The sequence below is a fragment of the Pseudomonas sp. 2,4-D genome, assembly GCF_030418155.1.
Taxonomy (GTDB): domain Bacteria; phylum Pseudomonadota; class Gammaproteobacteria; order Pseudomonadales; family Pseudomonadaceae; genus Aquipseudomonas; species Aquipseudomonas alloputida.
The window spans coordinates 327,722-353,507 of sequence record NZ_JAUHUI010000001.1 but is presented as its reverse complement, the minus strand read 5'-3'; the positions used below and the strand labels follow the sequence as shown (position 1 = coordinate 353,507).

Annotated in this window: 24 protein-coding genes and 1 other RNA gene; 10 read left to right on the top strand and 15 right to left on the bottom strand. The window is 63.3% G+C overall.

What is annotated here, in order from left to right; genetic code table 11:
- The first annotated feature begins 80 nt into the window (after nt 1–80).
- Nucleotides 81–395, top strand: a complete 315-nt coding sequence (locus QYE47_RS01680) for a DUF2388 domain-containing protein (RefSeq protein ID WP_004575834.1) — start codon at nt 81–83, stop codon at nt 393–395.
- A 64-nt stretch (nt 396–459) separates the two neighbouring features.
- Here QYE47_RS01680 and gcvP read toward each other — a convergent pair whose 3' ends face one another.
- From gcvP to QYE47_RS01630, 10 genes are all read right to left on the bottom strand, one after another.
- Nucleotides 460–3,333, bottom strand: coding sequence for an aminomethyl-transferring glycine dehydrogenase (gene gcvP, locus QYE47_RS01675; protein ID WP_019437293.1), 2,874 nt, complete (start codon nt 3,331–3,333; stop codon nt 460–462).
- Between the two features lie 196 nt (nt 3,334–3,529).
- Nucleotides 3,530–3,913, bottom strand: a complete 384-nt coding sequence (gcvH, locus tag QYE47_RS01670) for a glycine cleavage system protein GcvH (protein ID WP_014592791.1) — start codon at nt 3,911–3,913, stop codon at nt 3,530–3,532.
- A gap of 51 nt (nt 3,914–3,964) precedes the next feature.
- A complete protein-coding gene (gene gcvT / locus QYE47_RS01665; RefSeq protein WP_014592792.1) occupies nt 3,965–5,047 on the bottom strand; it encodes a glycine cleavage system aminomethyltransferase GcvT in 1,083 nt (360 codons plus the stop codon).
- A 127-nt stretch (nt 5,048–5,174) separates the two neighbouring features.
- Complete coding sequence (locus QYE47_RS01660) at nt 5,175–6,797, bottom strand: iron ABC transporter permease (protein ID WP_041167110.1); 1,623 nt, start codon at nt 6,795–6,797, stop codon at nt 5,175–5,177.
- 162 nt (nt 6,798–6,959) lie between these two features.
- Nucleotides 6,960–7,961 (bottom strand): extracellular solute-binding protein, encoded by a 1,002-nt coding sequence (locus QYE47_RS01655; RefSeq protein WP_014592794.1) that lies wholly within the window; start codon nt 7,959–7,961, stop codon nt 6,960–6,962.
- Nucleotides 7,962–8,076: 115 nt separating this feature from the next.
- Complete coding sequence (locus tag QYE47_RS01650; protein ID WP_162912022.1) at nt 8,077–9,294, bottom strand: 2-octaprenyl-3-methyl-6-methoxy-1,4-benzoquinol hydroxylase; 1,218 nt, start codon at nt 9,292–9,294, stop codon at nt 8,077–8,079.
- Between the two features lie 9 nt (nt 9,295–9,303).
- Nucleotides 9,304–9,786: a DUF4442 domain-containing protein gene (locus QYE47_RS01645; RefSeq protein WP_010955722.1), complete on the bottom strand. Its 483-nt coding sequence runs from the start codon at nt 9,784–9,786 to the stop codon at nt 9,304–9,306.
- The gene (gene ubiH, locus QYE47_RS01640) at nt 9,783–10,982 is read right to left on the bottom strand and encodes a 2-octaprenyl-6-methoxyphenyl hydroxylase (RefSeq protein WP_014592796.1); all 1,200 of its coding nucleotides are present in this window, start codon (nt 10,980–10,982) and stop codon (nt 9,783–9,785) included. Before ubiH ends, QYE47_RS01645 begins: the two co-directional genes overlap by 4 nt.
- Entirely contained in the window at nt 10,979–12,313 is a 1,335-nt protein-coding gene (pepP, locus tag QYE47_RS01635) for a Xaa-Pro aminopeptidase (protein ID WP_003253692.1), read from the bottom strand. Before pepP ends, ubiH begins: the two co-directional genes overlap by 4 nt.
- 21 nt (nt 12,314–12,334) lie before the next feature.
- The gene (locus tag QYE47_RS01630) at nt 12,335–12,889 is read right to left on the bottom strand and encodes a YecA family protein (RefSeq protein WP_014592797.1); all 555 of its coding nucleotides are present in this window, start codon (nt 12,887–12,889) and stop codon (nt 12,335–12,337) included.
- Between the two features lie 181 nt (nt 12,890–13,070).
- Between QYE47_RS01630 and QYE47_RS01625 the strand changes: the two genes are divergently transcribed.
- The 4 genes from QYE47_RS01625 (at nt 13,071) to QYE47_RS01610 (ending at nt 14,499) form a co-directional block, all read left to right on the top strand.
- The gene (locus QYE47_RS01625) at nt 13,071–13,253 is read left to right on the top strand and encodes a TIGR02449 family protein (RefSeq protein WP_029886233.1); all 183 of its coding nucleotides are present in this window, start codon (nt 13,071–13,073) and stop codon (nt 13,251–13,253) included.
- The gene (locus QYE47_RS01620) at nt 13,250–13,570 is read left to right on the top strand and encodes a cell division protein ZapA (protein WP_010955726.1); all 321 of its coding nucleotides are present in this window, start codon (nt 13,250–13,252) and stop codon (nt 13,568–13,570) included. Before QYE47_RS01625 ends, QYE47_RS01620 begins: the two co-directional genes overlap by 4 nt.
- A 17-nt stretch (nt 13,571–13,587) precedes the next feature.
- Nucleotides 13,588–13,767, top strand: a non-coding RNA gene (gene ssrS, locus QYE47_RS01615) — 6S RNA.
- 123 nt (nt 13,768–13,890) lie between these two features.
- Complete coding sequence (locus QYE47_RS01610) at nt 13,891–14,499, top strand: 5-formyltetrahydrofolate cyclo-ligase (RefSeq protein ID WP_010955727.1); 609 nt, start codon at nt 13,891–13,893, stop codon at nt 14,497–14,499.
- Between the two features lie 20 nt (nt 14,500–14,519).
- Here QYE47_RS01610 and QYE47_RS01605 read toward each other — a convergent pair whose 3' ends face one another.
- Nucleotides 14,520–14,672: a hypothetical protein gene (locus tag QYE47_RS01605; protein WP_003253683.1), complete on the bottom strand. Its 153-nt coding sequence runs from the start codon at nt 14,670–14,672 to the stop codon at nt 14,520–14,522.
- Between the two features lie 178 nt (nt 14,673–14,850).
- Here QYE47_RS01605 and QYE47_RS01600 point away from each other — a divergent pair, with 178 nt between their 5' ends.
- The 4 genes from QYE47_RS01600 (at nt 14,851) to QYE47_RS01585 (ending at nt 20,186) form a co-directional block, all read left to right on the top strand.
- A complete protein-coding gene (locus QYE47_RS01600) occupies nt 14,851–15,300 on the top strand; it encodes an EVE domain-containing protein (RefSeq protein ID WP_014592798.1) in 450 nt (149 codons plus the stop codon).
- Between the two features lie 95 nt (nt 15,301–15,395).
- The gene (locus QYE47_RS01595; RefSeq protein ID WP_014592799.1) at nt 15,396–16,355 is read left to right on the top strand and encodes an HlyD family efflux transporter periplasmic adaptor subunit; all 960 of its coding nucleotides are present in this window, start codon (nt 15,396–15,398) and stop codon (nt 16,353–16,355) included.
- Complete coding sequence (gene rbbA, locus QYE47_RS01590; protein ID WP_014592800.1) at nt 16,352–19,072, top strand: ribosome-associated ATPase/putative transporter RbbA; 2,721 nt, start codon at nt 16,352–16,354, stop codon at nt 19,070–19,072. Before QYE47_RS01595 ends, rbbA begins: the two co-directional genes overlap by 4 nt.
- 1 nt (nt 19,073) lies before the next feature.
- Nucleotides 19,074–20,186 (top strand): ABC transporter permease, encoded by a 1,113-nt coding sequence (locus QYE47_RS01585; protein ID WP_014592801.1) that lies wholly within the window; start codon nt 19,074–19,076, stop codon nt 20,184–20,186.
- Nucleotides 20,187–20,669: 483 nt separating this feature from the next.
- Here the strand turns inward: QYE47_RS01585 and QYE47_RS01580 are convergent, their stop codons facing one another.
- Nucleotides 20,670–21,074 carry a flagellar basal body-associated protein FliL gene (locus QYE47_RS01580; RefSeq protein WP_014592802.1) on the bottom strand — a complete coding sequence of 135 codons (405 nt, stop codon included), beginning with the start codon at nt 21,072–21,074 and terminating at the stop codon, nt 20,670–20,672.
- Between the two features lie 157 nt (nt 21,075–21,231).
- On the opposite strand from QYE47_RS01580, the gene QYE47_RS01575 reads away from it, so the two are divergent.
- Nucleotides 21,232–22,209, top strand: a complete 978-nt coding sequence (locus QYE47_RS01575; protein WP_014592803.1) for an NADPH:quinone oxidoreductase family protein — start codon at nt 21,232–21,234, stop codon at nt 22,207–22,209.
- A gap of 165 nt (nt 22,210–22,374) precedes the next feature.
- On the opposite strand, the gene QYE47_RS01570 is transcribed toward QYE47_RS01575, so the two are convergent.
- The 3 genes from QYE47_RS01570 to ubiD all read right to left on the bottom strand — a co-directional run bounded on the left by QYE47_RS01570 (nt 22,375) and on the right by ubiD (nt 25,706).
- Nucleotides 22,375–23,025: a gamma-glutamylcyclotransferase gene (locus QYE47_RS01570; protein WP_012054059.1), complete on the bottom strand. Its 651-nt coding sequence runs from the start codon at nt 23,023–23,025 to the stop codon at nt 22,375–22,377.
- 246 nt (nt 23,026–23,271) lie between these two features.
- Nucleotides 23,272–24,240 (bottom strand): CDP-6-deoxy-delta-3,4-glucoseen reductase, encoded by a 969-nt coding sequence (locus QYE47_RS01565; protein ID WP_014592804.1) that lies wholly within the window; start codon nt 24,238–24,240, stop codon nt 23,272–23,274.
- Complete coding sequence (gene ubiD, locus QYE47_RS01560; RefSeq protein WP_003253663.1) at nt 24,240–25,706, bottom strand: 4-hydroxy-3-polyprenylbenzoate decarboxylase; 1,467 nt, start codon at nt 25,704–25,706, stop codon at nt 24,240–24,242. Before ubiD ends, QYE47_RS01565 begins: the two co-directional genes overlap by 1 nt.
- Between the last annotated feature and the right edge of the window lie 80 nt (nt 25,707–25,786).

Sequence of the window (25,786 nt, the reverse complement as noted above, 5' to 3'; positions counted from 1 at the left end):
CCTTTGTATTCAAGGAACTTGCCTTGTCCGAAAAGATCCAAGCGCGCATCTTCAACCATCACCCTTCGAGGTGTTTCAACATGCGTCTCAAAACCGCCATTGCCGCCGCTACCTTGCTTTCGCTGCCTATTGGCTCGGCCATGGCCGATACCTTCTGGCGTAACGTGATGACTTCCGGTGCTACCACGGCATCGAGCTACCTGACCTCGCGGGATCACAAGCTGGTAGTGGCCGCGCAGGATGACGCCAGCAGCTTCGTCGCCAGCGAAGGCGCGATCCGCGGGCCGTTCCTGGAAGCGGCCATGCGCGAGGCACGGGCAGAGAACCCAGGGATGCAGGCTTCCGACATGGAGTTGGCCAATGCCATCCTGGCCAAAAATGCAGTAGCCGAGTAACCGCGTCGCCTGCTTCGCGGGTAAACCCGCTCTACAGGCACCCGCGAAGCATCCAACACCAACCTTAGCGATAAGCCTCCACCGGCACACACGCACAGAACAGGTTCCTGTCCCCATACACGTTGTCTACCCGGTTCACCGCCGGCCAGTATTTGTGCTGGCGCACGTGAGCACTGGGGGCCACCGCCTGCTCCAGGCTATACGGCCTGTCCCATACCCCCAACACATCAGCCAAGGTATGCGGTGCATGTTTCAGCGGGTTGTTCTCCGCTGGCCAGTTGTCCTGCTGTACTTCGTCAATTTCCGCCCGTATCGCCAGCATCGCCTCGACGAACCGGTCCAGCTCGGCCTTCGATTCACTCTCGGTCGGCTCCACCATCAACGTACCCGGCACCGGGAACGACATGGTCGGTGCGTGGAAGCCATAGTCCATCAGGCGCTTGGCCACGTCCTCTTCGCTTATGCCTGTCAGTGCCTTCAACGGCCGCAGGTCGAGGATGCATTCATGCGCCACGCGCTGGTTGCGCCCACGGTAGAGCACCGGGAACGCCGCGCCCAACTGGCTGGCCAGGTAGTTGGCCGAAAGGATAGCCACCTCGCTGGCGTCGGCCAGCTGCGGGCCCATCATGGCGATGTACATCCAGCTGATCGGCAAGATGCTTGCGCTGCCCCAGGGCGCGGCGCTGACCGCGCTGTTGTTCGGGTCCAACCCAGGCACCGGCACCACCGGATGGCTGGCGACGAACGGCTTGAGGTGCGCGCGGATACCGATCGGCCCCATACCCGGGCCGCCGCCGCCGTGGGGAATGCAGAACGTCTTGTGCAAGTTCATGTGTGAAACATCGGCCCCAATGTCTGCGGGGCGCGCCAGGCCCACCTGGGCGTTGAGGTTGGCACCGTCCATGTAAACCTGGCCGCCGTGCTGGTGCACCACATCGCAGATTTCGCGTATCCCCTCCTCGTACACGCCGTGGGTCGAGGGGTAGGTAATCATCAGGCACGACAGACGCTCCCCGGCCGCGCGTGCCTTGGCTTTGAGGTCAGCCAGGTCGACGTTGCCATCGTTGTCGCAATCAACGATCACCACTTCCATGCCGGCCATCTGTGCCGATGCCGGGTTGGTGCCGTGGGCCGACGACGGGATCAGGCACAACGTGCGCATCGGCTGGTGGCGGCTGCAGTGATAGCGCGTAATGGCCATCAGGCCGGCGTATTCACCCTGAGCACCGGAGTTGGGCTGCATGCAGATCGCATCGAAGCCGGTGATCGCGCACAGCCAGCTTTCCAGTTCGTCGATCATCGCCTTGTAGCCTGCCGCCTGGGCCGCCGGGGCGAACGGGTGCAGCTGGGCAAAACCGGGCCAGGTGATGGGGATCATCTCACTGGTGGCGTTGAGTTTCATGGTGCACGAGCCCAGCGGGATCATCGACTGATTCAGCGCCAGGTCCTTGTTCTCTAGCTGCTTGAGGTAGCGCAGCATCTCTGTTTCGCTGTGATGCAGGTTGAACACCGGGTGGCCGAGGAATGACGTGCGTCGCACCAGGCTGGCGGGTATGCCTTCAGGCAGGGCCAACTGGTCGAGGGCGGTGATTTCCAGGCCATGATCCACCCCCAGGAAGATGTCGAGCAGGCGCAGCACCGTCTGTTCGTTGCAGGTTTCGTCCAGGCTCACGCCCAGGTGCCCGCGACCGAGGATGCGCAAATTGATGTGCGCGGCCTCGGCGCTTTCAATGATGGCCGCCTGGGCACCGCCAACATTCAGGGTAAGGGTGTCGAAGAAGTGCTGATTGAGGCGTTTGATGCCTTTGGCCTCAAGGCCGGCAGCCAGGATGAAGGTCAGCCGGTGCACACGCTGAGCGATGCGTTGCAGGCCTTCCGGGCCGTGGTACACCGCGTAGAAGCCAGCAATGTTGGCCAGCAGCACCTGGGCCGTGCAGATGTTGGAGTTGGCCTTTTCGCGGCGAATATGCTGCTCGCGGGTCTGCAGGGCCATCCGTAACGCGGTGTTGCCACGGGCATCGCGCGACACGCCGATGATGCGCCCCGGCATGGCCCGCTTGTAGTCGTCGCGACAGGCGAAATAGGCCGCGTGAGGCCCGCCGTAGCCCATCGGCACACCAAAGCGCTGGGTCGAGCCCAGCACCACATCGGCGCCCAGCTCTCCGGGCGGTGCCAGCACCACCAGGCTCAGCAGGTCAGCGGCTACGCAGGCCAAGGCCTGCTGGCTGTGCAACTGGTCAATCAGCGGGCGCAAATCGCGCACTTCGCCGTGGGTGTCGGGGTACTGCAGCAAAGCGCCGAACACCGAGTGTTTGGCAAGGTTATCCACAGAATCGACGATCAGCTCGAAGCCGAAGCCTTCGGCGCGGGTCTTGAGTACCGATAGGGTCTGCGGATGGCAGTGCTCGTCGGCAAAGAAGGCGTTGCTCTTGTTGCGTGCCACCCGCTTGGCCAGGGCCATGGCTTCGGCGGCAGCGGTGGCTTCATCGAGCAGCGAGGCATTGGCCAGAGGCAGGCCGGTGAGGTCGATGACCATTTGCTGGAAGTTCAGCAGCGCCTCCAGCCGGCCTTGGGCAATTTCGGGTTGATAGGGCGTGTAGGCGGTATACCAACCGGGGTTTTCCAGCACGTTGCGCAGGATGACCGTGGGGGTGATGGTGCCGTGGTAGCCCATGCCGATGAGACTGGTCCAAACCTGGTTCTGTTCGGCATAACCGGCGAGCTTGGCCAGGGCGGCTTGCTCGTCCAGTGCCGCTGGGAGGTCGAGGGGGCGATTGAGGCGGATGTCTGGCGGAACGGTCTGCTCGATCAGCTCCTTGCGGCTGGCGATACCCAGCGCGTTGAGCATGGCCTGCTGCTCTGTGGCATCGGGGCCCAGGTGGCGACGCAGAAATGGGTTGAGCTCTTGCAGTTGATGCAGGGATGGCGACTGGGACATGACGACGCTCTCTTCCTAGACCAGGTCTCATGGAGACTTACAAGTCTAGGAAGGGATTGCCGATTGTGCGGGGAAACTTGTTTGCAGGCCCGGCCTCTTCGTGGCTAAAGCCGCTCCTACAGGGGCTGCACCCGTCTCGAGTGCAGCGCTGCACCTGTGTAGGAGCGGCTTTAGCCGCGAAGCAGGCGACGCGGTCTTACTCGCCAATCAGCGCCTGGTAGCCAGCCGCATCCAGCAAGTTGTCCAGCTCGGCCGGGTTGCTTGGCTTCAATTTGAAGATCCACGAATCGTAAGGCTCTTCGTTGAGCAGTTCCGGGTTCTCAGCCAACTCTTCGTTGACCGCAATCACTTCGCCACCGACCGGGGCGTAGATGTCCGAAGCGGCCTTGACCGACTCAACTACACCCGCAGGGTCGCCAGCGCCAAACACTTTGCCGACTTCCGCCAATTCGACGAACACCACATCACCCAAGGCTTGCTGGGCGTGATCGCTGATACCCACGGTCACACTGCCGTCGGCTTCCAGGCGAGCCCACTCATGGCTTTCGGCAAAACGCAGTTCGGCGGGGATATTGCTCATGTCTTGAATTCCTCGATTGGCTCAGCGGTACGCCCGCCGGTTATAAATTGTTCAGATCAGGATCTTGCCGTGGCGCACGAAGGTCGGTTTGACCACCCGCACCGGGTACCACTTGCCGCGAATTTCCACCTCGGCCCGATCACCGGTAGCCATAGGCACGCGCGCCAACGCAATGGACTTGCTCAGCGTAGGCGAGAAACTACCACTGGTGATCTCCCCTTCGCCAATGCCGGCTACACGCACGACCTGATGGGCGCGCAGTACACCACGCTCTTCCAGCACCAGACCCACCAGTTTTTCCTGCACGCCGTGCTCGATTTCCGCAAGCAGGCCGACACGGCCGATGAAGTTGCGCTCGGCCGGTTCCCAGGCGATGCTCCAGCCCAGGTTGGAGGTGAGCGGGGTGTGGTTTTCGTCGATGTCCTGGCCGTACAGGTTCATGCCGGCTTCCAGGCGCAGGGTATCGCGGGCGCCCAGGCCGCTTGGGGCGATACCGGCGCCGACCAGGTCGTTGAAGAAGGCCACCGCCTGATCGCCCGGGAAGATGATCTCCAGGCCGTCCTCGCCGGTATAGCCGGTGCGGGCAATGAACCAGTCGCCGTCGGCAACGCCCTCGAACGGGCGCAGTTCGCGGATGAGTGCAGCGCGCGCGGGGCTGAGCAGGGCCGCGACCTTTTCGCGGGCCCGCGGCCCCTGGATGGCAAGGATGGCCAAATCAGGGCGAACCTGGAAGTCCACGGAAAAACCGGCACGCTGCGATTGCAGCCAATCGAGCACCTTGGCACGGGTGGCGGCGTTGGTGACCAGGCGATAGCCGGTTTCAGTGCGGTAGACGATCAGATCATCGATCACCCCGCCCTGTTCGTTCAGCAGTGGGCTATACAGCGCCTTGCCGGTGTCGTCGAGGCGGGCCACGTCGTTGGCCAGCAAGTGCTGCAGCCAAACAGTGGCATCAGTGCCGTCAACATCGATCACGGTCATATGGGAGACATCGAAGACGCCGCAATCGCTGCGCACCTGGTGGTGCTCCTCGACCTGCGAGCCATAGTGCAGGGGCATGTCCCAGCCACCGAAATCGACCGTCTTGGCGCCTAACGCCAGGTGCAGGTCATACAAAAGCGTGCGCTGTCCCATGGGTTTCTCCTTCCGGGCGTGGCGAAGCGGCGGCGGTCGATGACGTTGGGTCGTCAGCTTTTCTTGTTACTCACACCCGCCGCGCGAATGCCGCGCATTGTAGCCGCAAGGTCGCAAACTGACATCCTCAGTGACTGTGACCGGGTCGACGTGCCGAACGGCGAATCAGGCCGATGACCGGCAGCAGCCCCACCAATACCAAGGTCAGTGCCGGCAGCGAGGCTCGCGCCCACTCGCCTTCGCTGGTCATCTCAAACACCCGCACGGCGAGGGTGTCCCAGCCGAACGGCCGCATCAGCAAGGTGGCGGGCATTTCCTTGAGCACATCGACGAATACCAGCAGCGCGGCGCTAAGTGCCCCCGGCACCAGCAGCGGTAGATACACCTTGAAAAACAATCTTGTGCCGCCAACACCCAGGCTGCGCGAGGCTTCAGGGAGTGACGGGCGGATGCGCTCCAGGCTGCTCTCCAGCGGTCCGTAGGCCACCGCGATGAAGCGCACCAGGTAGGCCAGCAGCAACGCCGAGAGGCTACCTAGCAGCAGCGGCTTGCCGGCGCCACCCAGCCAGCTGGACAACGGGATGACCAGGTGGTTGTCGAGGTAACTGAAGGCCAGCATGATCGATACCGCCAACACCGAACCGGGCAGGGCATACCCCAGATTGGCCAGGCCAACCCCGGCGCGGATACCGCCCGTCGGTGCCTGGCGCCGGGCAAAGGCCAGCAGCAGCGCCACACATACCGTGACCAGCGCCGCCATGCTGCCCAGGTACAGGGTGTGCAGCACCAGGCCGACATAACGCTCATCCAGGTCATGCCGACCGCGTTGCCAGAACCACACCAGCAACTGCAACAGCGGGATGACGAAAGCGCAGGCGAACACCAGCAGGCACCAGCCACTGGCCAACAGTGCCTTGAGACCACGCAGGTGATAAAGCGCCTGCGCGCGCGGCCGTTCGTTGCCGCTCCGACTGGCACCGCGGGCGCGGCGCTCGCCGTACAGCACCAGCATCACCGCCAGCAGCAGCAGGCTGGCCAGCTGGGCCGCACTGGACAAGCTGAAAAAGCCGTACCAGGTCTTGTAGATGGCTGTGGTGAAGGTGTCGAAGTTGAATACGGCCACTGCACCGAAGTCAGCCAGGGTTTCCATCAGCGCCAGGGCGATACCGGCACCGATCGCCGGCCGAGCCATGGGTAAGGCCACCCGCCAGAAAGCCTGCAGGGGCGATAACCCAAGTACCCGCGCCGCCTCCATCAGGCCCTTGCCCTGAGCCAGGAAAGCCGTGCGCGCCAACAAGTAGACATAGGGATAGAAGACCAGCACCAGGACGGTGATTACCCCACCGGTGGAACGCACCCGAGGCAGGCGCATTGGCCCAAACACCTCGCGCAGGGCGCTTTGCACCGGGCCGGCAAAGTCCAGCAGGCCGACGAAGACAAACGCCAGCACGTAGGCCGGGATGGCGAACGGTAACATCAGCGCCCAGTCCAGCCAGCGTCGACCGGGGAAGTCGCAGAGGCTGGTAAGCCAGGCCAGGCTGACGCCCAGCACGGTCACACCAATGCCCACGCCCACCACCAGGGTCAGGGTATTGCCGAGCAGGCGCCCCATCTGGGTGTCGAGCAGGTGGGACCAGATCTGCAGGTCGATGGATTGCCAGGACAACAGCAGCACGCTCAGGGGCAGCAGCACCAAGGCGGCGATCAGGGAGACCGGGAGGTACCAGCGGCGTTGGGGGGTGTGGGGCAAATTGAATGTCTCTGTGGCTGATTTGCGACCGCTTTGCGGTCGTTCGCGGGTAAACCCGCTCCTACAGGGACCGCGCAGCCTTCAAAGGCAGTGCAGATCCTGTAGGAGCGGGTTTACCCGCGAAAGGGCCCTAACGGGCCCAAAGAGGATAAAGCCTGGCGCTTAGTTGTAGCCAGCCCGATCCATCAGGCGAATGGCTTCAGCCTGGCGCTTGCCGGCAATTTCCACCGGAATGCTATCGGCCTTGAAGCTGCCCCACGCCGCCACTTCCTCCGATGGTTTCACCTTCGGGTTGGCCGGGAACTCCTGGTTGATATCAGCAAAAAGCTTTTGCGCTTCTTCGCCGGTCATCCATTCCACCAGTTTCTTCGCGGCTTCCGGGTGTGGCGCATGCTTGGTCAGGCCGATGCCCGACAGGTTCACGTGCACGCCACGGTCACCCTGATTGGGCCAGAAGATCTTCACCGGCAGGTTCGGGTTCTGCTTGTGCAGACGGCCGTAGTAGTAGGTGTTGACCACGCCCACATCACACTGCCCGGCCTCGATGGCCTGGATCACCGCGTTGTCGTCGGAGAACACATCGGTGGACAGGTTGTTGACCCACCCTTTGACGATTTTCTCGGTCTTGGCCTCACCGTGGGTTTCGATCAGGGTGGCGGTCAGCGACTGGTTGTACACCTTCTTGGCCGTGCGCAGGCACAGACGGCCTTCCCACTGTTTGTCAGCCAGGGCTTCGTAGGTGCTCAACTCCTCGGGTTTGACCCGCTCGGTGGAGTAGATGATGGTGCGCGCGCGCAGGCTCAGGCCGGTCCACTCATGGGACGAGGCGCGGTACTGCGCCGGGATGTTCTGGTCGATGACGTCGGACTCGATCGGCTGCAGAATGCCCATCTGCTCGGCCTGCCACAGGTTGCCTGCATCGACGGTCAGCAGCAGGTCGGCCACACCATTGTCGCCCTCGGCCTTGATGCGCTGCATCAGCGGGGCTTCCTTGTCGGTGATGAACTTGATCTTGACCCCGGTCTTGGCGGTATAGGCATCGAACACCGGCTTGATCAGCTCGTCGATGCGCGAGGAGTACACCACCACTTCGTCCGCTGCCTGGGCAGTGCCGCCGAACAGGGTCAGGGCCAAGGCGGCCAGTAGGGGCTTGCGTGGCAACATTTTAAGCACTCCTCGATCGTATGAGAGGTGCGAATGGTAGTGAATCCCATTTTCTGGCTCACCTACCTAGGCGTTACCGGATGTTGCAAAGGACTGCTACGCAGCCCCGCCACTCTCAAGCCTTGGCCAGATCTGGCAGGTCACCACTCAAACCCAACGCCTGGCGCACAAACAGCGCCTTGGCCTCCGGCATCTGCTCAACCAGTTTCAACCCGCTGTTGCGCAACCAGCGCAACGGCAGCGGATCAGCCTGGAACAATCTCTCGAAGCCCTCCATCGCCGCCATCAACGCCAGGTTGTGTGGCATGCGCCGGCGCTCGTAACGGCTCAGCACCTTCACATCGGCCAGTCTCTCGCCGCGCTCGCAAGCATTGACCAGCACCTCAGCCAGCACCGCCGCGTCGAGAAAGCCCAGGTTCACACCCTGCCCGGCCAGCGGGTGAATGGTGTGTGCAGCATCACCGATCAAGGCCAGGCCTTCATCTACGTAGCGCTTGGCGTGACGCTGGCGCAGCGGCACGCACACCCGTGGGTCGGCCTGCAGCACCTCCCCCAGACGCCCTTCGAAGGCCCGCTCCAGGGCCTGCAGGAAGGCCGCTTCATCCATCGCCATCAGCTGCTCGGCATGCTCCGGGGTGGTCGACCAGACGATCGAGCACCAGTCCTGCTGACCATCGCGGGTCAACGGCAGGAACGCCAGCGGACCTTCGTCAGTGAAGCGCTGCCAGGCCGTGGCCTGGTGCCCGGCGCTGCAACGCACGCTGGTGACAATGGCATGGTGCAGGTAATCCCATTCGCGGGTTTCGCAGCCGGCCAGACGCCGCACCGCCGAATTGGCACCGTCGGCAGCGATCACCAACGGTGCCCGCAGTTGCCGGCCATCCGCCAGGGTCAGCAGCCACTCATCGCCGGAGCGACGTAATTGCTCCAGCCGCGCATTGGCCAGCAGGCCGATGTCGCTGTCGTGCAGGCGCTCCAGCAGGCCGTCCTGCACCACCCGGTTCTCGACGATATGGCCGAGCACCTGGGCATGCACACTGGCCGCCGAGAAGTGAATCTGACCGGTGCCGCTGCCATCCCAAACATGCATGTCGGAATACGGCGTGGCGCGCCGCTGGGCAATGCCGTCCCAGGCGCCGAGGCGCTCGAGGATGCGCTGGCTGGCCGCCGATAGCGCGCTGACACGCGGTTCGAACGGAGCCTGGGCATCGAAGGGTACGACCGTCAGCGGGCCACCATCGAGCAACAGAATTTGCAGGCCACTGTGGCGCAACGCCAAGGCCAGGGCGCTGCCGACCATACCGGCACCGACAATCAACAGATCTGCGCGCATTTCCATGCCTTACGCCTGCCTCGCTTGCGGCTTGAGCCGCACGTATAGGGTTTTATCGACCCGCGCCACCAACTCGCCGGCGCCATCGCGGATATCGACCTGCAAACGCGGCAGGCATTTCTTGCCGGTGGCGGCCTGCTGGCGGATTTCGTCCAGCAGCGCATCATCGACGTGGAATTCGGCATAAACCGGGCCTTTGCCCGGCGAGATGAAATCGATGCTGGCGGCCTTGTCCCAGACGATGTAGTCGCGCCCCAGCTGCTCGATCAGCAACAGCATGTAGAACGGGTCGACCATGGCATACAGGCTGCCACCGAACTGGGTACCGACGTAATTGCGGTTCCAGCGAGTCAGTTTCATCGCCACCTTGACACTACGCAGGTCCGGGCTGATGTGCTGCACACGGATACCGGCACCCAGGTACGGTGGGTAGAGGTTCAGCATCCAGCGCAGCATGCGCGCCCGACGCGCCAGTTTACGCGGGTTGCTCATGCCTGGCCCCGCGGATCAGGGCGGGTGCCCAGGCCCATCGCCTGGCGTGCGAACCAGCTTTTTGCCGGTGGCAACAGGTCGAGCCCGAGCAGGCCAAGGTTGCGCCCGGCCGTCAGCAACGGCTGATTGCTGCCGAAGAGGCGGGTGACCTGGTCGGAGAAGCCGATGGTCATTGCCTGGTCCAGGCGCTGGCGCTGGTGATAGGCCTGCAGCGTGGTCAGGTCGCCAGGCTGCTGTGGGCCCGCCAGCAGCGCTTCGGCCAGGGCCTGCACATCACGCAACGACAGATTGAAACCCTGGCCCGCGATGGGGTGCAGGCTGTGTGCTGCGTTGCCCAGCACCACCAGGTGCGGCCGCACCTGCTCCTGGGCCTCGATCAAGGACAGCGGGTAGAGGTGCCGTGCGCCCACCTGGCGCAGCGCGCCCAGGCGGTATCCGAACACACCCTGCAGTTCGCGCAGGAAGCTGCGCTCGTCGATGTCGGCCAGACGCCGCGCATCCATGCCCTGGCGGGTCCACACCAGTGCGCAGCGGTTTTCCGGCAACGGCAGCAAGGCCATGGGGCCCTCTTCGGTGAAGCGCTCGAAAGCCTGGCCGCCGTGGGCCTCACCCGGGGTAATGTTGGCGATCAACGCGCTCTGCTGGTACGGCGTGTGGCGCACATGGATACCCAACTGCTCACGCAGGCCAGAGCGGCCACCATCGGCCAGTACCGCCAGGTCACATTCCAGCTGGGTGTCATCGTTCAGCCGCAGGCGATAACCGCGCTCGATGGCCTGCATTGAGGTCACTTCGGCCGGGCAGCGCCAGCTCACCACCTCGCTGTCCAGCCCTTGCCACAGGCACTGGCCGAGCCAGGCGTTTTCCACCACGTAACCCAGCGCCGGTACGCCCTCTTCCAGGGCATCCAGGCGGGTGGCGCCAAAGCGACCACGGTCGGACACGTGAATCTGGCGAATAGGCTCGGCGCGGCGACCGATGGCCTGCCACAGGCCCAGTTGCTGATAAATCTGCTGGGTGCCGAAGGACAATGCCGACGAGCGCGCATCGTAGCTGGGCTGGTAGCTGTCGCCGGGGGCGAACGGCTCGATCAGCAGGATCTTCCAGCCGCGCGCCTTGGCGCCGGCCTGCAGGGCCAAAGCCAGGCTTGCGCCAACCAGGCCACCGCCGATGATCGCCAGGTTTACCCGGCTCATGCCACGGCCTTGCGGGCAGCCTGCATCAGCGCCTCGATCTCGGCGACCGTACGCGGCACGCCCGAAGTCAGGATTTCACAACCTTGCCTGGTCACTACCACGTCGTCCTCGATCCTTACCCCAATGCCGCGCCACTTTTTGGCCACAGCCTGATTGTCGGCGCCAATGTAGATACCCGGCTCCACGGTCAGCGCCATGCCAGGTTCCAGTACCCGCCACTCGCCGCCCACCTTGTACTCGCCCACGTCGTGCACATCCATGCCCAGCCAGTGCCCGGCGCGGTGCATGTAGAAGGCGCGATACGCTTCGCTGTCGATCAGCGCCTGCACATCACCTTCGAGCAAGCCCAGCTCCACCAGGCCCGCGGTGATGACCCGCACGGTCGCCTCATGGGCGTGGTTCCAGTGCTTGCCGGGGGCTATTTCGGCAAACGCCGCCGCCTGAGCCTTGAGCACCAGCTCGTAGATGGCCTTCTGCTCTGGCGAAAACCGCCCACTGACCGGGAAGGTGCGGGTGATGTCGCTGGCATAGCAGTCGATTTCGCAGCCGGCGTCGATCAGCACCAGGTCGCCATCCTTGAGCGGCGCATCGTTCTGTTGATAGTGCAGGATGCAGCCATTGCGCCCGGCCGCAACGATCGAGCCGTAGGCCGGCATCTTCGCCCCGCCCTTGCGAAATTCGTAGTCCAGCTCGGCTTCCAGGCTGTACTCGTGCAGCCCGGCGCGGCAGGCCTGCATGGCCCGCACATGGGCCCGCGCAGAAATGTCTGCAGCAGCACGCATCACCTTCACTTCCGCCGCCGATTTATACAGGCGCATATCGTGCAGCAGATGATCCAGCGCAACGAACTCGTTCGGTGGCTGGGCGCCCAGGCGTGCCTTGGAGCGGATCACGTTGATCCAGTCCATCAGACGGCGGTCGAACTCCGGGTTGCTGCCCATGGCGCTGTAGACCCGCTCGCGGCCTTCGATCAGGCCAGGCAGGATCTCGTCGATATCCGTGATGGGGAAGGCATCGTCAGCGCCGAAATCGCGCACCGCCCCTTCCTGGCCGGCCCGCAGGCCGTCCCACAGCTCGCGCTCGGGGTTGCGTTCACGGCAGAACAGCACGTACTCGCCATGCTCACGCCCTGGAATCAAAGCAATCACCGCCTCGGGCTCCGGGAAGCCGCTGAGGTACTGGAAGTCGCTGTCCTGGCGGTACACGTGCTCGACGTCGCGGTTGCGGATGGCAACCGCAGCGGCGGGCAGAATGGCGATGCTGTTGGGGACCATCTGCGCCATCAGCGCCTTGCGCCGACGGGCATACTCGGCCTTGGGAATGTGGCTCATGGGCAGACTACCCTTGGTTGATCAGTGCAGCGAGGGCTTGGGCGCGGGTGCGGCCGGCTTGGCCAGCTCGGAGAACAGCAGCAGGGGCGCCACGCGCAGGTATTCCATGACTTCCATGTAGTCGCTCTCACCGTCCTCGGACTCTTCGAGCGCTTCCTGGACCTGCGAAATGGCCACCAGGTCCTGCAGCACTTCCTTGGCCTCGTCGGACAAGTCCTTACCGCCAGCGTTCAGGCCGAAACCGGTCACGAAGCCTTGGCACCACTGGCCCAGCGCGGTGGCGCGGTCGCTCAGTGCAGCATCATCGGAAGGCAGCAGCAGGACAATCGCCATGTCGTCGCTGGTCAGCTCACCCTTGACCATTTCCTGCAAGCCGACCAAGGCATTGCGGACACTGTCACCAGGCTCGATTTCCAGCAGTTGGGCGGCATCGGCCAACCAGGCATCGGCATCGAAGCCGGCGCCGGCGCAGCTGCGGCCAATCAGCAGGCCGTGCAGTTCGGCCGGGGTGACAGGATGGCCATTGCTCGAGAGCAGCATGGCGAAAGCGTTGTAGGGCGATTGAGTATTGGGCATGGGCAGCTAGGCGCCAGACGGCGCAATGTCTAGAATGAAGACCTTGTATCCTAGCACCGGCAGGCGCGCCAAGACCATCGGCACTGGCCGTTGCCGCCCAGGGAGAGGCATCATCGCCAGGTGAGTCAACGACGGAGCGAATCGAGTGCAACCCACGCAAGAGAACGACCTGCAGGCACTGATGAGCCGATTCGAGTTGCTGATCGAACGCGTCGAGCAACTAAAACGGCAAAATGCACTCCTAGTAGCTCAGGAAAAATCCTGGCGCGAAGAGCGCGCCCACCTCATCGAAAAGAACGAGATCGCCAAGCGCAAAGTCGAGTCGATGATTTTACGCCTCAAGGCTCTGGAGCAAGACTCATGAGTTCAAGCAATAGCGTCACCGTGCAGATCCTCGACAAGGAATACTCGATCATCTGCCCGCCGGAAGAGCGCAACAACCTGGTCAGCGCTGCGCGCTACCTGGACGGCAAGATGCGCGAAATTCGCAGCAGCGGCAAGGTGATCGGTGCCGACCGCATCGCGGTCATGGCAGCGTTGAACATTACCCACGAAATGCTGCACCGCCAGGAAGACCGCAACGACGCGCCAGTCACCGGCACGAACCGCGAACAGGTGCGCGACCTGCTGGATCGGGTAGATAAGGCTTTGTCCGACGACACGGATACCAAAATCGGCTGAGATTGGTATACTGGCGCCACTCCCTGGGGGATGCGCCAGTCGGTTATGTCCCTGAGCCGATACGCACAACCACGGGGGTTGCACGCTGGGGCCGGTGTGCATGTCCGCCCGACGGAAAGCCTTAACGCCCCCTGCAATCTCCACCTTGAACTTTCGGGTTCAAGGGCTACACCGATAGCGGTCTTATCGGGGAGCCTGAATTTTCTTGCCCGCCCACCGGCGGGCAATTCGTTTTGGCCGACTTTATTCAAGCTTTGTACGACGATTCACCCGCAGGCACTGTTCGTACTAAAGCCAGCACATCTGGGATCGCCCGTGCCATGACCGAAAACGTGCCGCTCACCCGCCCCCAGCTACGTCGCCTGCTTCGCAATGCCCGCCGCGCCCTTACCCCTGCCCAGCAACGCCAGGCCACCCTCGGCCTGTACCGCCAGCTGGCGCAACACCCCTTGTTCCGCCGCGCCCGCCACATTGCCCTGTACCTGCCCAACGACGGTGAAATCGACCCTCGCCTGCTGATGCGCGAAGCCCAGCGTCGCGGCAAGTGCATCTACCTGCCGGTGCTGCATGCCTGGCCGCGCACGCGCATGGTGTTCCAGCGTTTTGAGCAGGGTGAGAAGCTCAAGCCCAACCGCTTTCGTATTCCAGAGCCCATTATCGATCGCAAACGCCAGCGGCCGATCTGGGCGCTGGACCTGATTCTGCTACCGCTGGTCGGTTTTGACGAAGTGGGCGGCCGCCTGGGTATGGGCGGTGGCTTCTATGATCGCAGCCTGGCCTACCAGGCGCGTCGGCAAACCTGGAAAAAACCGTTGCTGCTGGGGCTGGCGCATGAATGCCAGAAGGTCGAGCGGCTGGCGCAGGCCAGTTGGGATGTTCCGCTGCAGGGCACGGTCTCGGACCGTGGCTGGTACCTGGCGCCACGTTGAGCGGCGCCAGCGGGGGGGTATCAACGTTGTGGCTGGCTGGCGTCGACCGGCATCTGATAGGCGTTGTCCAGCTTGCGCTCCCAGAAGCCTTGCGCATAACCGGTAGTGACCACACCCAGGCCAAAAATGAACACCAGGATCCACAGCAGATCCGGCTTTTTACGTTGATTCATCGAAGATTGCCCCCCAGGCAAACTGTTCAGTACTCGGCGATATTCTGGGTACCGCCGGCGCACGCGCTTTAAACGGGGCGCATTTTCCGACAACATGCGTCCGCACGCAAACCTTGACGCCAACCGGCTGTCGGTTTCGTGCAACAGGTTATTTCAAACCTTTTCAGGAGCAGCATTCATGGCTTACTGGCTGATGAAATCCGAGCCCGACGAGCTCTCCATCGAAGCCCTTGCACGCTTGGGTGAAGCGCGCTGGGACGGCGTGCGCAACTATCAGGCGCGTAATTTTCTGCGGGCCATGAGCGTGGGTGACGAATTCTTCTTCTACCACTCCAGCTGCCCGCAACCCGGCATCGCCGGCATTGCCAGAATCACCCGCGCAGCCTACCCCGACCCGACCGCGCTGGACCCTGAAAGCCATTATCACGACACCAAGGCCACGACCGACAAGAACCCGTGGAGCGCGGTGGATGTGGCCCACGTACAAACTTTCCCAAGGGTGCTGGAACTGGGGCGACTGAAACAGCAGGCCGGTCTGGTCGAGTTGCCGCTGGTGCAGAAAGGCAGCCGCCTGTCGGTCATGCCGGTAACGCCCGAGCAATGGGCGGTGATTGTCGCATTGCGCTGAATAGGCAGCTAAGGTCAAGGGCTTGACCGATATCAACACGCCACACATGGCCGCCAGGCATGATGTACCGTGCATGACCGCAAGGATGCAGAACGATGAACCGATATGCCCCTAGAATCTTCGCCACTGCACTGATCGCACTGCTCGCTGCAGCCGGCGGGCTGGGGTACTGGAAGTCGCTCCACGACCAGTTGCCCGAAGGCCTGAGCATGGGCAACGGCCGCCTTGAAGCCACCGAAGTGCAGATCGCCAGCAAGATCCCCGGTCGCCTGGCCGAAGTACTGGTCGATGAAGGCGACAACGTGACCCGTGGCCAGCTACTGGCGCGCATCGACACCCGCACCATGGAAGCCCAGCGCAGCCAGGCCGAAGCCGAAGTGCTGCGCGCCCGGGAAAACTACGCCGCCGCCCAGGCCAGCGTGCAACTGCGCCAGAGTGAACTGCTGTTGGCCAGCCAGGAGCTCAGGCGCGTACGCGAAATCTTCCAGCGCAAGTTCGCCAGCCAGCAGTTGCTCGACCAACAGCAGGCGCGCTTTGACACGGCAAACGCAGCAGTAGTGGCTGCCCGCGCCCAACTGGCAGCGATCAAGGCCGCCATTGGCGCCGCCGAAGCTCAAGTGGCGCAGCTCACCAGTGAAATCGACGACAGCAGCCTGCGTGCGCCCATCAACGGCATCATCCAGCTGCGCCTGGCCGAACCCGGTGAAGTGCTGGGTGCCGGCGGTCGTGTGCTGATGCTGATCGACCCCAGCGACCAGTACATGAACCTGTACCTGCCGGCGTCCACCAGCGGCCGACTGACCGTAGGCGACCAGGCGCGCATCGTGCTCGACGCCCTGCCCGAGCGCGCGCTGCCGGCCAAGGTGGCCTTTGTCGCAGCCAAGGCCCAGTTCACCCCTAAACAGGTGGAAACCCGCGACGAACGGCAAAAGCTGGTGTTCCGGGTCAAACTGCGCCTGAGCGACCCGGGCGCCGTGCCGCAAGCCAAACCAGGCATGCCAGGCGCCGGCTATGTACGCACGGCTGAGGTGGACTGGCCGGCCAACCTGCAATGAACGCCCCGGCACTGCTGGCCGAAGGCATCAGCCACCGTTACGGCGACCTGATAGCCCTCCACCCTCTAGGCTTCAGCCTGCCTGTGGGCACCCGCTGCGCGCTGATCGGCCCTGACGGGGCTGGCAAATCGACACTGCTGGGGCTGATCGCCGGCGTGAAACGCCTACAGCAGGGAGAGCTGCAGGTGCTGGGCGGCTCGATCCGCCAACGCCGCCATCGCACGGCGCTCTACCCCAAAGTGGCGTTCATGCCGCAGGGGCTGGGCAACAACCTGTACCCGGAACTGTCGATCAGCGAGAACATCCGCTTTTTCGCCACCCTGTTCGGGCTGGGCCGCCGCGAGAGTGAGCAGCGCATGGCCAATCTGTTGCAGGCCACCGACCTGCAGCGCTTTGCCCAGCGCCCGGCCGGCAAGCTGTCGGGTGGCATGAAGCAGAAGCTGGGCCTTTGCTGCGCGCTGATCCACGAGCCAGACCTGCTTATCCTGGACGAGCCGACCACCGGCGTCGACCCACTGTCGCGGCGGCGCTTCTGGGAGCTGGTTGAACAGGTTCGCGCACAACGCCCGCAACTGACCCTGCTGGTGGCTACCGCCTACATGGAAGAAGCCGAACAGTTCGAGCATTGCCTGATGCTCGATGGCGGCCGGCTGCTGGCCGCCGGCCCTAGCCACGAACTGGCTGCAGTCACCCCGAGCGGCAAACTGGATGACGCCTTTACCCATTACCAGGGCGCGGGCAAGGCGCAGCATCAACCACTGGCAATCCCGCCGCGCCAAGCCACGGACGGCCCGGTCGCCATCGAGGCACACGACCTGACCCTGCGTTTTGGCGACTTCACAGCGGTGAACAAGGTCAGTTTCGCCATTGGTCGCGGGGAGATCTTCGGCTTCCTGGGGTCCAACGGTTGCGGCAAGACCACCACCATGAAAGTGCTTACCGGCCTGATGCCGGCCAGCGAGGGCAGCGCCAGCCTGCTGGGTCGCCCGGTGGACGCCAGCGACCTGGCCACACGCAAGCGGGTCGGCTTCATGTCGCAGAGTTTCTCTCTGTATGGCGAGCTCAGCACCCGGCAGAACCTGGCCCTGCATGCCCGCCTGTTCGACTTGCCCAAAGCCGAGAGCGCCCAGCGCATCGATGAGCTGATCGAGCGCTTCGACCTTGCAGCTATCGCCGACCAACCGTCTGGCGCCCTGCCCCTTGGTTTGCGCCAGCGCCTGTCGCTGGCAGTGGCGGTTCTACATCGTCCGGAAGTGTTGATCCTCGACGAACCGACCTCCGGCGTCGACCCGGCCGCCCGCGACGACTTCTGGCGCCTGCTGGTAGAGCTGTCCCGCGAGCAGGGCGTGACCATTTTCCTCTCCACCCACTTCATGAACGAAGCCCAGCGCTGCGATCGTATTTCCCTGATGCACGCCGGGCGGGTGCTGGCCTGCGACACGCCCGATGCCCTGCAGCACCAGTACCAGGGCGACACACTGGAGGACGCGTTCGTCCGCTGCCTGGAACAGGCCCAGGAACTGGCGCCAACCGCCACCGACAGCAGCGTGCTGGAACAGGCGTCCACCCCCACCCTACCGCTACGCCAGGGCTTCAGCCTGCGCCGCCTGCTGGCAGTGGCCGGCCGTGAGGGCAAGGAGCTGCTGCGCGACAAGGTGCGCCTGGCCTTCGCCTTACTGGGTGCAGTGTTCATGATGGTGATCTTCGGCTACGGCATTTCACTGGATGTGGAAAACCTCGCCTTTGCCGTGCACGATCAGGACCAGAGCCCGCAAAGTCGTGCCTACCTCGAAGCCTTCCGTGGCTCACGCTACTTTGCCGAACAGGCGCCGATCCGCGACAGCAGCGAGCTGCACCAGCGCCTGCAACGCTCGGAAATCAAACTGGCACTGGAGATTCCGCCCGGCTTTGGCCGCGACCTGTACGCAGGGCGCCAGCCGGTGGTGGCTGCCTGGCTCGACGGTGGCATGCCGTTCCGCGCAGAAACCAGCCGCAACTACGTGGAAGCCGTGCACCAGGCCAACCTGGAGCAACTGGCAAAGGTCAGCCCACAACCGCAGCCACGCCAGGACCCGGTGCGCCTGGAAACGCGTTTCCGCTACAACCAGGATGTGGTCAGCGTGAACGCCATCGGTCCGGGCGTGATGGCACTGATACTGGCCTTCATTCCGGCCATGCTCACGGCACTGGGCATCGTGCGCGAGAAGGAGCTCGGCTCCATCACCAACTTCTACGCCACACCCCTCACCCGCCTGGAATTCCTGCTTGGCAAGCAGATGCCCTACCTGGCTGTGAGCCTGGTCAACCTGGCGCTGCTGGTGGCGATGAACCGCTGGCTGTTCGCCGTACCGCTCAAGGGCAGCGTACTGGCTTTGGCATGTGGCGGCGTGGCCTACCTGCTGGCAACCACCAGCCTGGGCCTGCTGATTTCGGCATTCACCCGCACCCAGATCGCCGCCATTCTTGGCACCATGATCATTACCAGCCTGCCGACCATCCAGTTTTCCGGGCTGATCGTGCCACGCTCGTCGCTGGACGGCGCGGCAGCGGTGATGGGCCAGTTGTTCCCGGCGGGCTACTTCCTCGACATCGCAGTCGGCACCTTCACCAAGGCGTTAGGCCTGCGCGAATTGTGGCCGCAGTGCCTGATTCTGCTGAGCTTCTTTGCCGCGTTCACCGGCCTGAGCCTGGCAATGCTGAAAAAGCAGGAGGCCTGACATGTCGCGCCTGAACCACACCCTGCGCCTGGGCCTGAAAGAACTGACCAGCCTGCGCCATGACAGCGTCCTGCTGCTGTTCCTGCTATATGCCTTCAGCGTGGCGATCTACATGCCGGCAGCCGGCTCGGTGATCGGCGTACACAACGCCAGCGTGGCGGTGGTGGATGAAGACCATAGCCTGCTCTCGCGCAAGCTCAGCGAAGCCCTGCAACCGCCCGAGTTCCAGCCAGCCGTGCCGCTACCTCCGCAGCGCCTGGACCAGGCCATGGACAGCGGCCAATACACCTTCGTCATCAACGTGCCGGTGAACTTCCAGAGCGACCTGCTGGCCGGGCGCTCGCCGGAACTGCAGATCAATGTCGATGCTACGGCCATGAGCCAAGCGTTCATGGGCGCCGGCTACATCGGCCGCATCTTCGAGCGTGAGCTGCTCGACTACAGCCAGCGTGGTAACGAGCAAAGCCCGGTACTGATCAACCCCAAGGCGCTGTTCAACCCCAACCTGGAGGGGGGCTGGTTTCTGGCCGTGATCCAGATCGTCAACAACATCACCATCCTGGCGATCATCCTCACTGGCACCGCGCTGCTGCGCGAGCGTGAGCATGGCACCCTCGACCACCTGCTGGTGCTGCCGCTGACCGCGCTGGAGATCATGCTGGCCAAGATCGGCAGCAACGCGCTGGTGGTGGTGATCTGCACCTGGATTTCGTTGGTGGTAGTCGTCAAAGGTGCACTGGGCGTGCCGCTGTCTGGCTCGATGGGGCTGTTCCTGGCCGTGACCGCGCTGTACCTGTTCGCCAGTACATCGCTGGGCATTTTCCTCGCCACCCTGGCGCGCTCGACGCCGCAGTTCGGCCTGCTGGCGATCCCGGTGATCATCCCGATGCTGTTGCTGTCCGGCGGCAGCACGCCACTGGACAGCATGCCGCAGTGGCTGCAGTGGGTGATGCAAGGGTCACCATCAACGCACTTTGTCAGCCTGAGTGCCGCGATCCTGTTCCGGGATGCCGGGTGGACGGTGGTATGGCCGGATATCCTGGCGCTGGGCCTGATCGGCCTGGTGTTCTTCAGCGTGGCGCTGGTGCGGTTTCGTCGGAGCCTGGCGTCTTGAAAGCATGCGCGAGCGTCCGCCGAAAATTGGAAAACTTGCACAAAGACAAAGGGCGCCTTTCGGCGCCCTACTCACAGACAGGTCGACTTGTCATCGCCATATACCTGCCCGGCTCTGTAATTGCTGGTCGAACCAGGATCCTCAGAGTCTTACAAGCCCCTTGCGGGAACAGGCTGATTATCACGCATCGAGCGTAACATTGACAACAGACCGCTCTGTTGCTGGATGTGTGAAACCCAGCGTAAAGCCAACTGCAGCCCTCACGGCGGCGAAATGCTCTGGCCGCATTTTAAAGGTCATGTATTCCCGACCACTTCCTTGCCGCGATTTGACCCGACATCTGTCCAATCTGGAGGTAGCCACCGTGTAGATCATGTCGCACTTGGCCCAGCATGGCTTACAGGAAAGACAGAAGGGTCCTACACACGGGGTAAGCCTGGATTCAATCCGACTTACCAGTGATGGACCTCACACTGTTTCAGGTCACTGCACAATCAGGTTGTTGAACAGCAAGTCTTCAACGATCGGCTTGCCCTCTTCCGCCTCCAGCACCTGCTGCACCTGTTTCAGCGCCTCTTGGCGAAGATGCTCCTTGGCCTCGACGTTGCTCATGCTGTCCACCGTCTGCTGGGTGAACAGTGCCACCAGCTGGTTACGGATCAGCGGTTCGTGGTGCTTCACCGTCTTGGCCGCTTCGTCGCCCGTCACGCGCAGGGCCACGTCAGCCTTGTACACGCGCAGCCGCGGGCTGCCGTCGAGCGCATAGTTGCCAACGAAGGGCGGGCTCAGACTGATGTAGGCGACCTTGGGCACCCCTTCCTTGGCTTCCTCGGCCATGGCCGCAGCCGGCAGCAGCAGCGCCAGCACCATCATGATCCACGCTTTCACGAATTCGCTCCTCAATACAGTTGGCGCCAGCTTACCCAGCACACCGCTCAAACCCAAGCCCGGGCTTATGCCGGCCCATCAGGGCGGGCCATGCTCGTTGACCTGCCAAGCGGCCCTCCTACACTTATCGGCCACTACCCGCAAAGGAATAGCCCCGATGAAAGCTGTGTTGTGCAAAACCCTGGGTCCGGCGCGTAACCTAGTGCTGGAAGAAGTGGCCAGCCCACTGCCGAAGAAGAACGAGATCCTGCTGGACGTGCAGGCTGCCGGGGTCAACTTTCCCGACACCTTGATCATCGAAGGCAAGTACCAGTTCCAGCCACCGCTGCCGTTCTCTCCAGGTGGCGAGGCAGCGGGCGTGGTGGCCGCCGTCGGCGAAAAGGCCGGCGCGTTCAAGGTAGGTGACCGGGTCATGGCGCTCACCGGCTGGGGTGCGTTCGCCGAGCAAGTGGCGGTGCCGTTCTATAACGTTCTGCCGATCCCGGTAAGCATGGACTTCACCACCGCTGCGGCCTTCGGCATGACCTACGGTACCTCGATGCACGCCCTGCGCCAGCGTGGCCAGTTGCAAGCCGGCGAGACCCTGCTGGTACTGGGCGCTTCCGGCGGGGTGGGCCTGGCGGCGGTGGAGATCGGCAAGGCCATGGGCGCGCGGGTGATCGCGGCGGCCAGCAGTGCCGAGAAACTGGCCGTGGCCAAGGCTGCCGGGGCGGATGAGCTGATCGACTACAGCCAGGCCAACCTGCGCGAAGAAATCAAACGCCTGACCGGCGGCCAGGGCGTGGACGTGATCTATGACCCGGTCGGTGGCGAGCTGTTCGAACAAGCGGTGCGCGGGCTGGCCTGGAATGGCAGGCTCTTGGTGGTGGGTTTTGCCAGCGGCAGCATTCCACAACTGGCGGCCAACCTGGTGCTGCTCAAGGGCGCGGCGGTACTGGGCGTGTTCTGGGGGGCATTTGCCCAGCGCCAGCCGGAGGACAACGCAGCCAACTTCCACCAGCTGTTTGCCTGGCATGCCGAGGGCAAGTTGAAGCCGCTGGTGTCGCGGACTTATCCACTGGCAGAAGCCGGGGCTGCTATCGAGAAGCTGGGGCAACGGCAGGCTGTGGGTAAGTTGGTGGTGCTGGCCAGGTAAGGCAGTACGGGCCTCTGCGCGGTCGCCTGTAGGAGCGGGTTTACCCGCGAAAGGGGCGGGCCTGCCGGCCAATTCCACCCGCCGTTCACCGTTGTCGCCAACACCGTATTCGCGGGTAAACCCGCTCCTACAGGGTTTACCCGCGAAGAGGCCGGAACAGGTTGCTCAGACTTCGCGCAGATTGTGGCAACGCCTGAATCGCGCTTCCAGGTTGCGATCGGGCATCTGGTGACTGCGCAGTGCATTCAAGGTCTGCTCGACATAGTCCCGCGTGGTGCCATAACGCCCCTTGGCACTGGCCAGGATCTGGCTGAGCAAGGTATCCGGCAAGTTGCCGGCATAGCACGGCAGATGCCGCTCCAGTACAAAGCCCAAGGCCTGCACCTTGCTACCATCGCCCAGGCGGCAGTTGAGCCAGTGCGGCCGGTAGGCCGGATAGGGCATCTCGCGTTGCCACAAGGCCATCAGTGAGTCGTCAAGGTTGCGTTCATCCAGCCGGTAGGCAAAGCCGCTGCAGGAACCACCGCGGTCCAGGCCAAACACCAGGCCGGGCGTTTCCGGGGTACCGCGATGTTCATGCGACCACAGGTACAAGCCACGGTGATAGCCATGTACCCGCGCGCGCTGGCGCTCCACCGAATTGCACTCCGGGCGCCAGATCAACGAGCCATAGGCAAACAGCCACACCGGCCCGCCCTGGTGCCTGGACATGGTTGTTTTCATGGAGCTGAACAACTGTTCGCGAGTATGTTGCTGACCGAAATCGAGTGCCGGAGGGTATGAAACTTCCCAAGACATACTTTCAAGTGCCGACATAAGCTGCCGCCATTATTCCTGTGAACTACGGATGTAGCGAGATTCGATTACGCTGCGGCCCCAGACCGCTGTACCAAGGGCGCTTGCAGTAACCATAGGCCAGAATTGCAGGAATACTCAAGCCTTTGAGCACGCGTTTCATACGCGGCTCCGACGATTGGGAAGTACTGTTTCAGCAGCGGTGAAAGTTATTGGCCAAGGCGGTAACAATTACCGCCTTATACCGACACTTTCAAACTTCGGTTATTAACCGCGCGGCGCGTAGGCAAACACATCGGCACGCATGCGGTGCGCATCCATACCGGCTTCGACCAGGGCGTCGAGCGTGGCATAGATCATGTTCGGTGAGCCGCTGGCATACACATGCACGCTATTGAGGTCGGCAATGTCTTCGCAGACCGCTTCATGCAGCATGCCGCAGCGACCTTCCCAGCCGCACAGGTCGCTGACCACTTGATGCAGGAACAGGTTAGGCAGGCGCTGCCATTCGTCCCAGTGTTCGATCTGATAGAAATCCTCCGGCCGGCGCACCCCCCAGTACAGGTGTACCGGGTGCTTGAAGCCCTGAGCCCGGCAGTGCTCGACCAGGCTGTGCATCTGGCCCATGCCGGTGCCAGCGGCAATCAGCACCAGCGGCCCGTCAGGCAGCTCGGCCAGATGGGTGTCGCCAAACGGCATTTCGATGCGCGCCAGGCCATTTCGCCTGAGCTGGTCGATCAGTTGCACCGCACTGGGCTCACGCGCCAGCACATGCAGCTCCAGTTCACGCCCGGCATGTGGCGCGGACGCCAGCGAGAAGGCTGCCTGCTTGCCGCCCTCACGTTCGATCATCAGGTATTGCCCCGCGTGGTAGCGCAGAGGCTTGCCGGCAGGCGCACGCAGGCGCACCCGCCAGACGTCGCCGCCGACGTCGACGCACTCACTGACGCTGCACGCCAGCTTGCGCACTGGCAGTTCGCCCAAGGCAAGCACACCGTCCCAGAGCAACACGCAGTCCTCCAGCGGTTCGGCAATGCAGGTGAACAACTCGCCATGGTCGCGGACTTCGCCATCCTGGCGAACCCGCCCTTCAACCAACAACGCGGCGCAAACATGGCAATTGCCATTGCGGCAGCTGTTTGGGCAGTCATAGCCCAGCCGCCGTGCTCCATCCAGGATCCTTTCCCCGGGTTCAAGCGCCAGCACCGCCCCGGACGGCTGCAACGTTACCTGCATCAATCTATTCCCAACTGATCCCACAGCTCATCGATACGGCGGGTGACGGCCTCATCCTTGACGATGACCCGGCCCCATTCGCGTGTAGTCTCGCCCGGCCACTTGTGAGTAGCGTCCAGGCCCATCTTCGAACCCAGCCCCGACACCGGTGACGCAAAGTCCAGGTAGTCGATCGGAGTGTTGTCAATCATTACCGTATCACGCTTGGGGTCCATGCGCGTGGTAATGGCCCAGATCACATCGTTCCAGTCACGAGCGTTGATATCGTCATCGGTGACAATAACGAACTTGGTGTACATGAACTGTCGCAGGAACGACCACACACCCAGCATTACGCGCTTGGCGTGGCCGGGGTACTGTTTCTTCATGGTCACCACCGCCATGCGGTACGAGCAGCCTTCCGGCGGCAGGTAGAAGTCGGTGATTTCCGGGAACTGCTTCTGCAGGATCGGCACGAAGACTTCGTTCAGCGCCACGCCGAGAATGGCCGGCTCATCTGGCGGCCGGCCGGTGTAGGTGCTGTGGTAGATCGGTTTTTGCCGGTGGGTGATGCGCTCGACAGTGAACACCGGGAAACTGTCCACTTCGTTGTAGTAGCCCGTGTGATCGCCGTACGGGCCTTCCGGGGCCATTTCGCCCGGGTGGATCACCCCTTCCAGAATGATCTCGGCGGTTGCCGGTACCTGCAGGTTGCTGCCACGGCACTTGACCAGCTCGGTGCGATTGCCCCGCAGCAGGCCGGCGAAGGCGTACTCGGAGAGGGTGTCCGGGACCGGGGTCACGGCGCCGAGAATGGTCGCCGGGTCAGCGCCCAGGGCCACGGCGACCGGAAACGGCTGGCCGGGGTTCTTCTCGCACCACTCTCGGTAGTCGAGGGCGCCGCCACGGTGGCTGAGCCAGCGCATGATCACCTTGTTGCGGCCGATCACCTGCTGGCGGTAGATGCCCAGGTTCTGGCGGTCCTTGTTCGGGCCCCGGGTCACTGTGAGGCCCCAGGTAATCAGCGGCGCCACGTCGCCAGGCCAGCAGTGCTGAATCGGCAGCGTGCCAAGGTCGACATCGTCACCCTCGACCACCACTTCCTGGCACACCGCGTCCTTGACCACTTTTGGCGCCATCGACACGACCTTCTTGAAGATCGGCAGCTTCGACCAGGCGTCCTTCAGGCCCTTGGGCGGCTCGGGCTCCTTGAGGAAGGCCAGCAGCTTGCCGATTTCCCGTAGTTCGCTGACCGACTCGGCGCCCATGCCCATGGCCACCCGCTCCGGGGTACCGAACAGGTTGCCCAGCACGGGGATATCGAAGCCGGTGGGCTTTTCGAACAGCAATGCCGGGCCCTTGGCGCGCAGGGTGCGGTCGCAGACCTCGGTCATTTCCAGGACGGGGGAGATCGGTACCTGGATGCGCTTGAGCTCGCCGCGCTGTTCCAGGCCACGGATGAAGTCGCGCAAGTCGCGATACTGCATGCAGGAGCCTCGTGTTGGCCGTATCGGTCGGGGTGCAGAGTGTAGCGCCGTTCGGGCCTTGTTTGGGGGTGAAAATGCAT

Coding starts and splice junctions, on each gene's coding strand:
- QYE47_RS01680 (WP_004575834.1), top strand. CDS start 81: ATGCGTCTCAAAACCGCCATTGCCGCCGCTACCTTGCTTTCGCTGCCT.
- gcvP (WP_019437293.1), bottom strand. CDS start 3,333: ATGTCCCAGTCGCCATCCCTGCATCAACTGCAAGAGCTCAACCCATTT.
- gcvH (WP_014592791.1), bottom strand. CDS start 3,913: ATGAGCAATATCCCCGCCGAACTGCGTTTTGCCGAAAGCCATGAGTGG.
- gcvT (WP_014592792.1), bottom strand. CDS start 5,047: ATGGGACAGCGCACGCTTTTGTATGACCTGCACCTGGCGTTAGGCGCC.
- QYE47_RS01655 (WP_014592794.1), bottom strand. CDS start 7,961: ATGTTGCCACGCAAGCCCCTACTGGCCGCCTTGGCCCTGACCCTGTTC.
- QYE47_RS01650 (WP_162912022.1), bottom strand. CDS start 9,294: ATGCGCGCAGATCTGTTGATTGTCGGTGCCGGTATGGTCGGCAGCGCC.
- QYE47_RS01645 (WP_010955722.1), bottom strand. CDS start 9,786: ATGAGCAACCCGCGTAAACTGGCGCGTCGGGCGCGCATGCTGCGCTGG.
- ubiH (WP_014592796.1), bottom strand. CDS start 10,982: ATGAGCCGGGTAAACCTGGCGATCATCGGCGGTGGCCTGGTTGGCGCA.
- pepP (WP_003253692.1), bottom strand. CDS start 12,313: ATGAGCCACATTCCCAAGGCCGAGTATGCCCGTCGGCGCAAGGCGCTG.
- QYE47_RS01630 (WP_014592797.1), bottom strand. CDS start 12,889: ATGCCCAATACTCAATCGCCCTACAACGCTTTCGCCATGCTGCTCTCG.
- QYE47_RS01625 (WP_029886233.1), top strand. CDS start 13,071: ATGAGCCGATTCGAGTTGCTGATCGAACGCGTCGAGCAACTAAAACGG.
- QYE47_RS01620 (WP_010955726.1), top strand. CDS start 13,250: ATGAGTTCAAGCAATAGCGTCACCGTGCAGATCCTCGACAAGGAATAC.
- QYE47_RS01610 (WP_010955727.1), top strand. CDS start 13,891: ATGACCGAAAACGTGCCGCTCACCCGCCCCCAGCTACGTCGCCTGCTT.
- QYE47_RS01605 (WP_003253683.1), bottom strand. CDS start 14,672: ATGAATCAACGTAAAAAGCCGGATCTGCTGTGGATCCTGGTGTTCATT.
- QYE47_RS01600 (WP_014592798.1), top strand. CDS start 14,851: ATGGCTTACTGGCTGATGAAATCCGAGCCCGACGAGCTCTCCATCGAA.
- QYE47_RS01595 (WP_014592799.1), top strand. CDS start 15,396: ATGAACCGATATGCCCCTAGAATCTTCGCCACTGCACTGATCGCACTG.
- rbbA (WP_014592800.1), top strand. CDS start 16,352: ATGAACGCCCCGGCACTGCTGGCCGAAGGCATCAGCCACCGTTACGGC.
- QYE47_RS01585 (WP_014592801.1), top strand. CDS start 19,074: ATGTCGCGCCTGAACCACACCCTGCGCCTGGGCCTGAAAGAACTGACC.
- QYE47_RS01575 (WP_014592803.1), top strand. CDS start 21,232: ATGAAAGCTGTGTTGTGCAAAACCCTGGGTCCGGCGCGTAACCTAGTG.
- QYE47_RS01570 (WP_012054059.1), bottom strand. CDS start 23,025: ATGTCGGCACTTGAAAGTATGTCTTGGGAAGTTTCATACCCTCCGGCA.
- QYE47_RS01565 (WP_014592804.1), bottom strand. CDS start 24,240: ATGCAGGTAACGTTGCAGCCGTCCGGGGCGGTGCTGGCGCTTGAACCC.
- ubiD (WP_003253663.1), bottom strand. CDS start 25,706: ATGCAGTATCGCGACTTGCGCGACTTCATCCGTGGCCTGGAACAGCGC.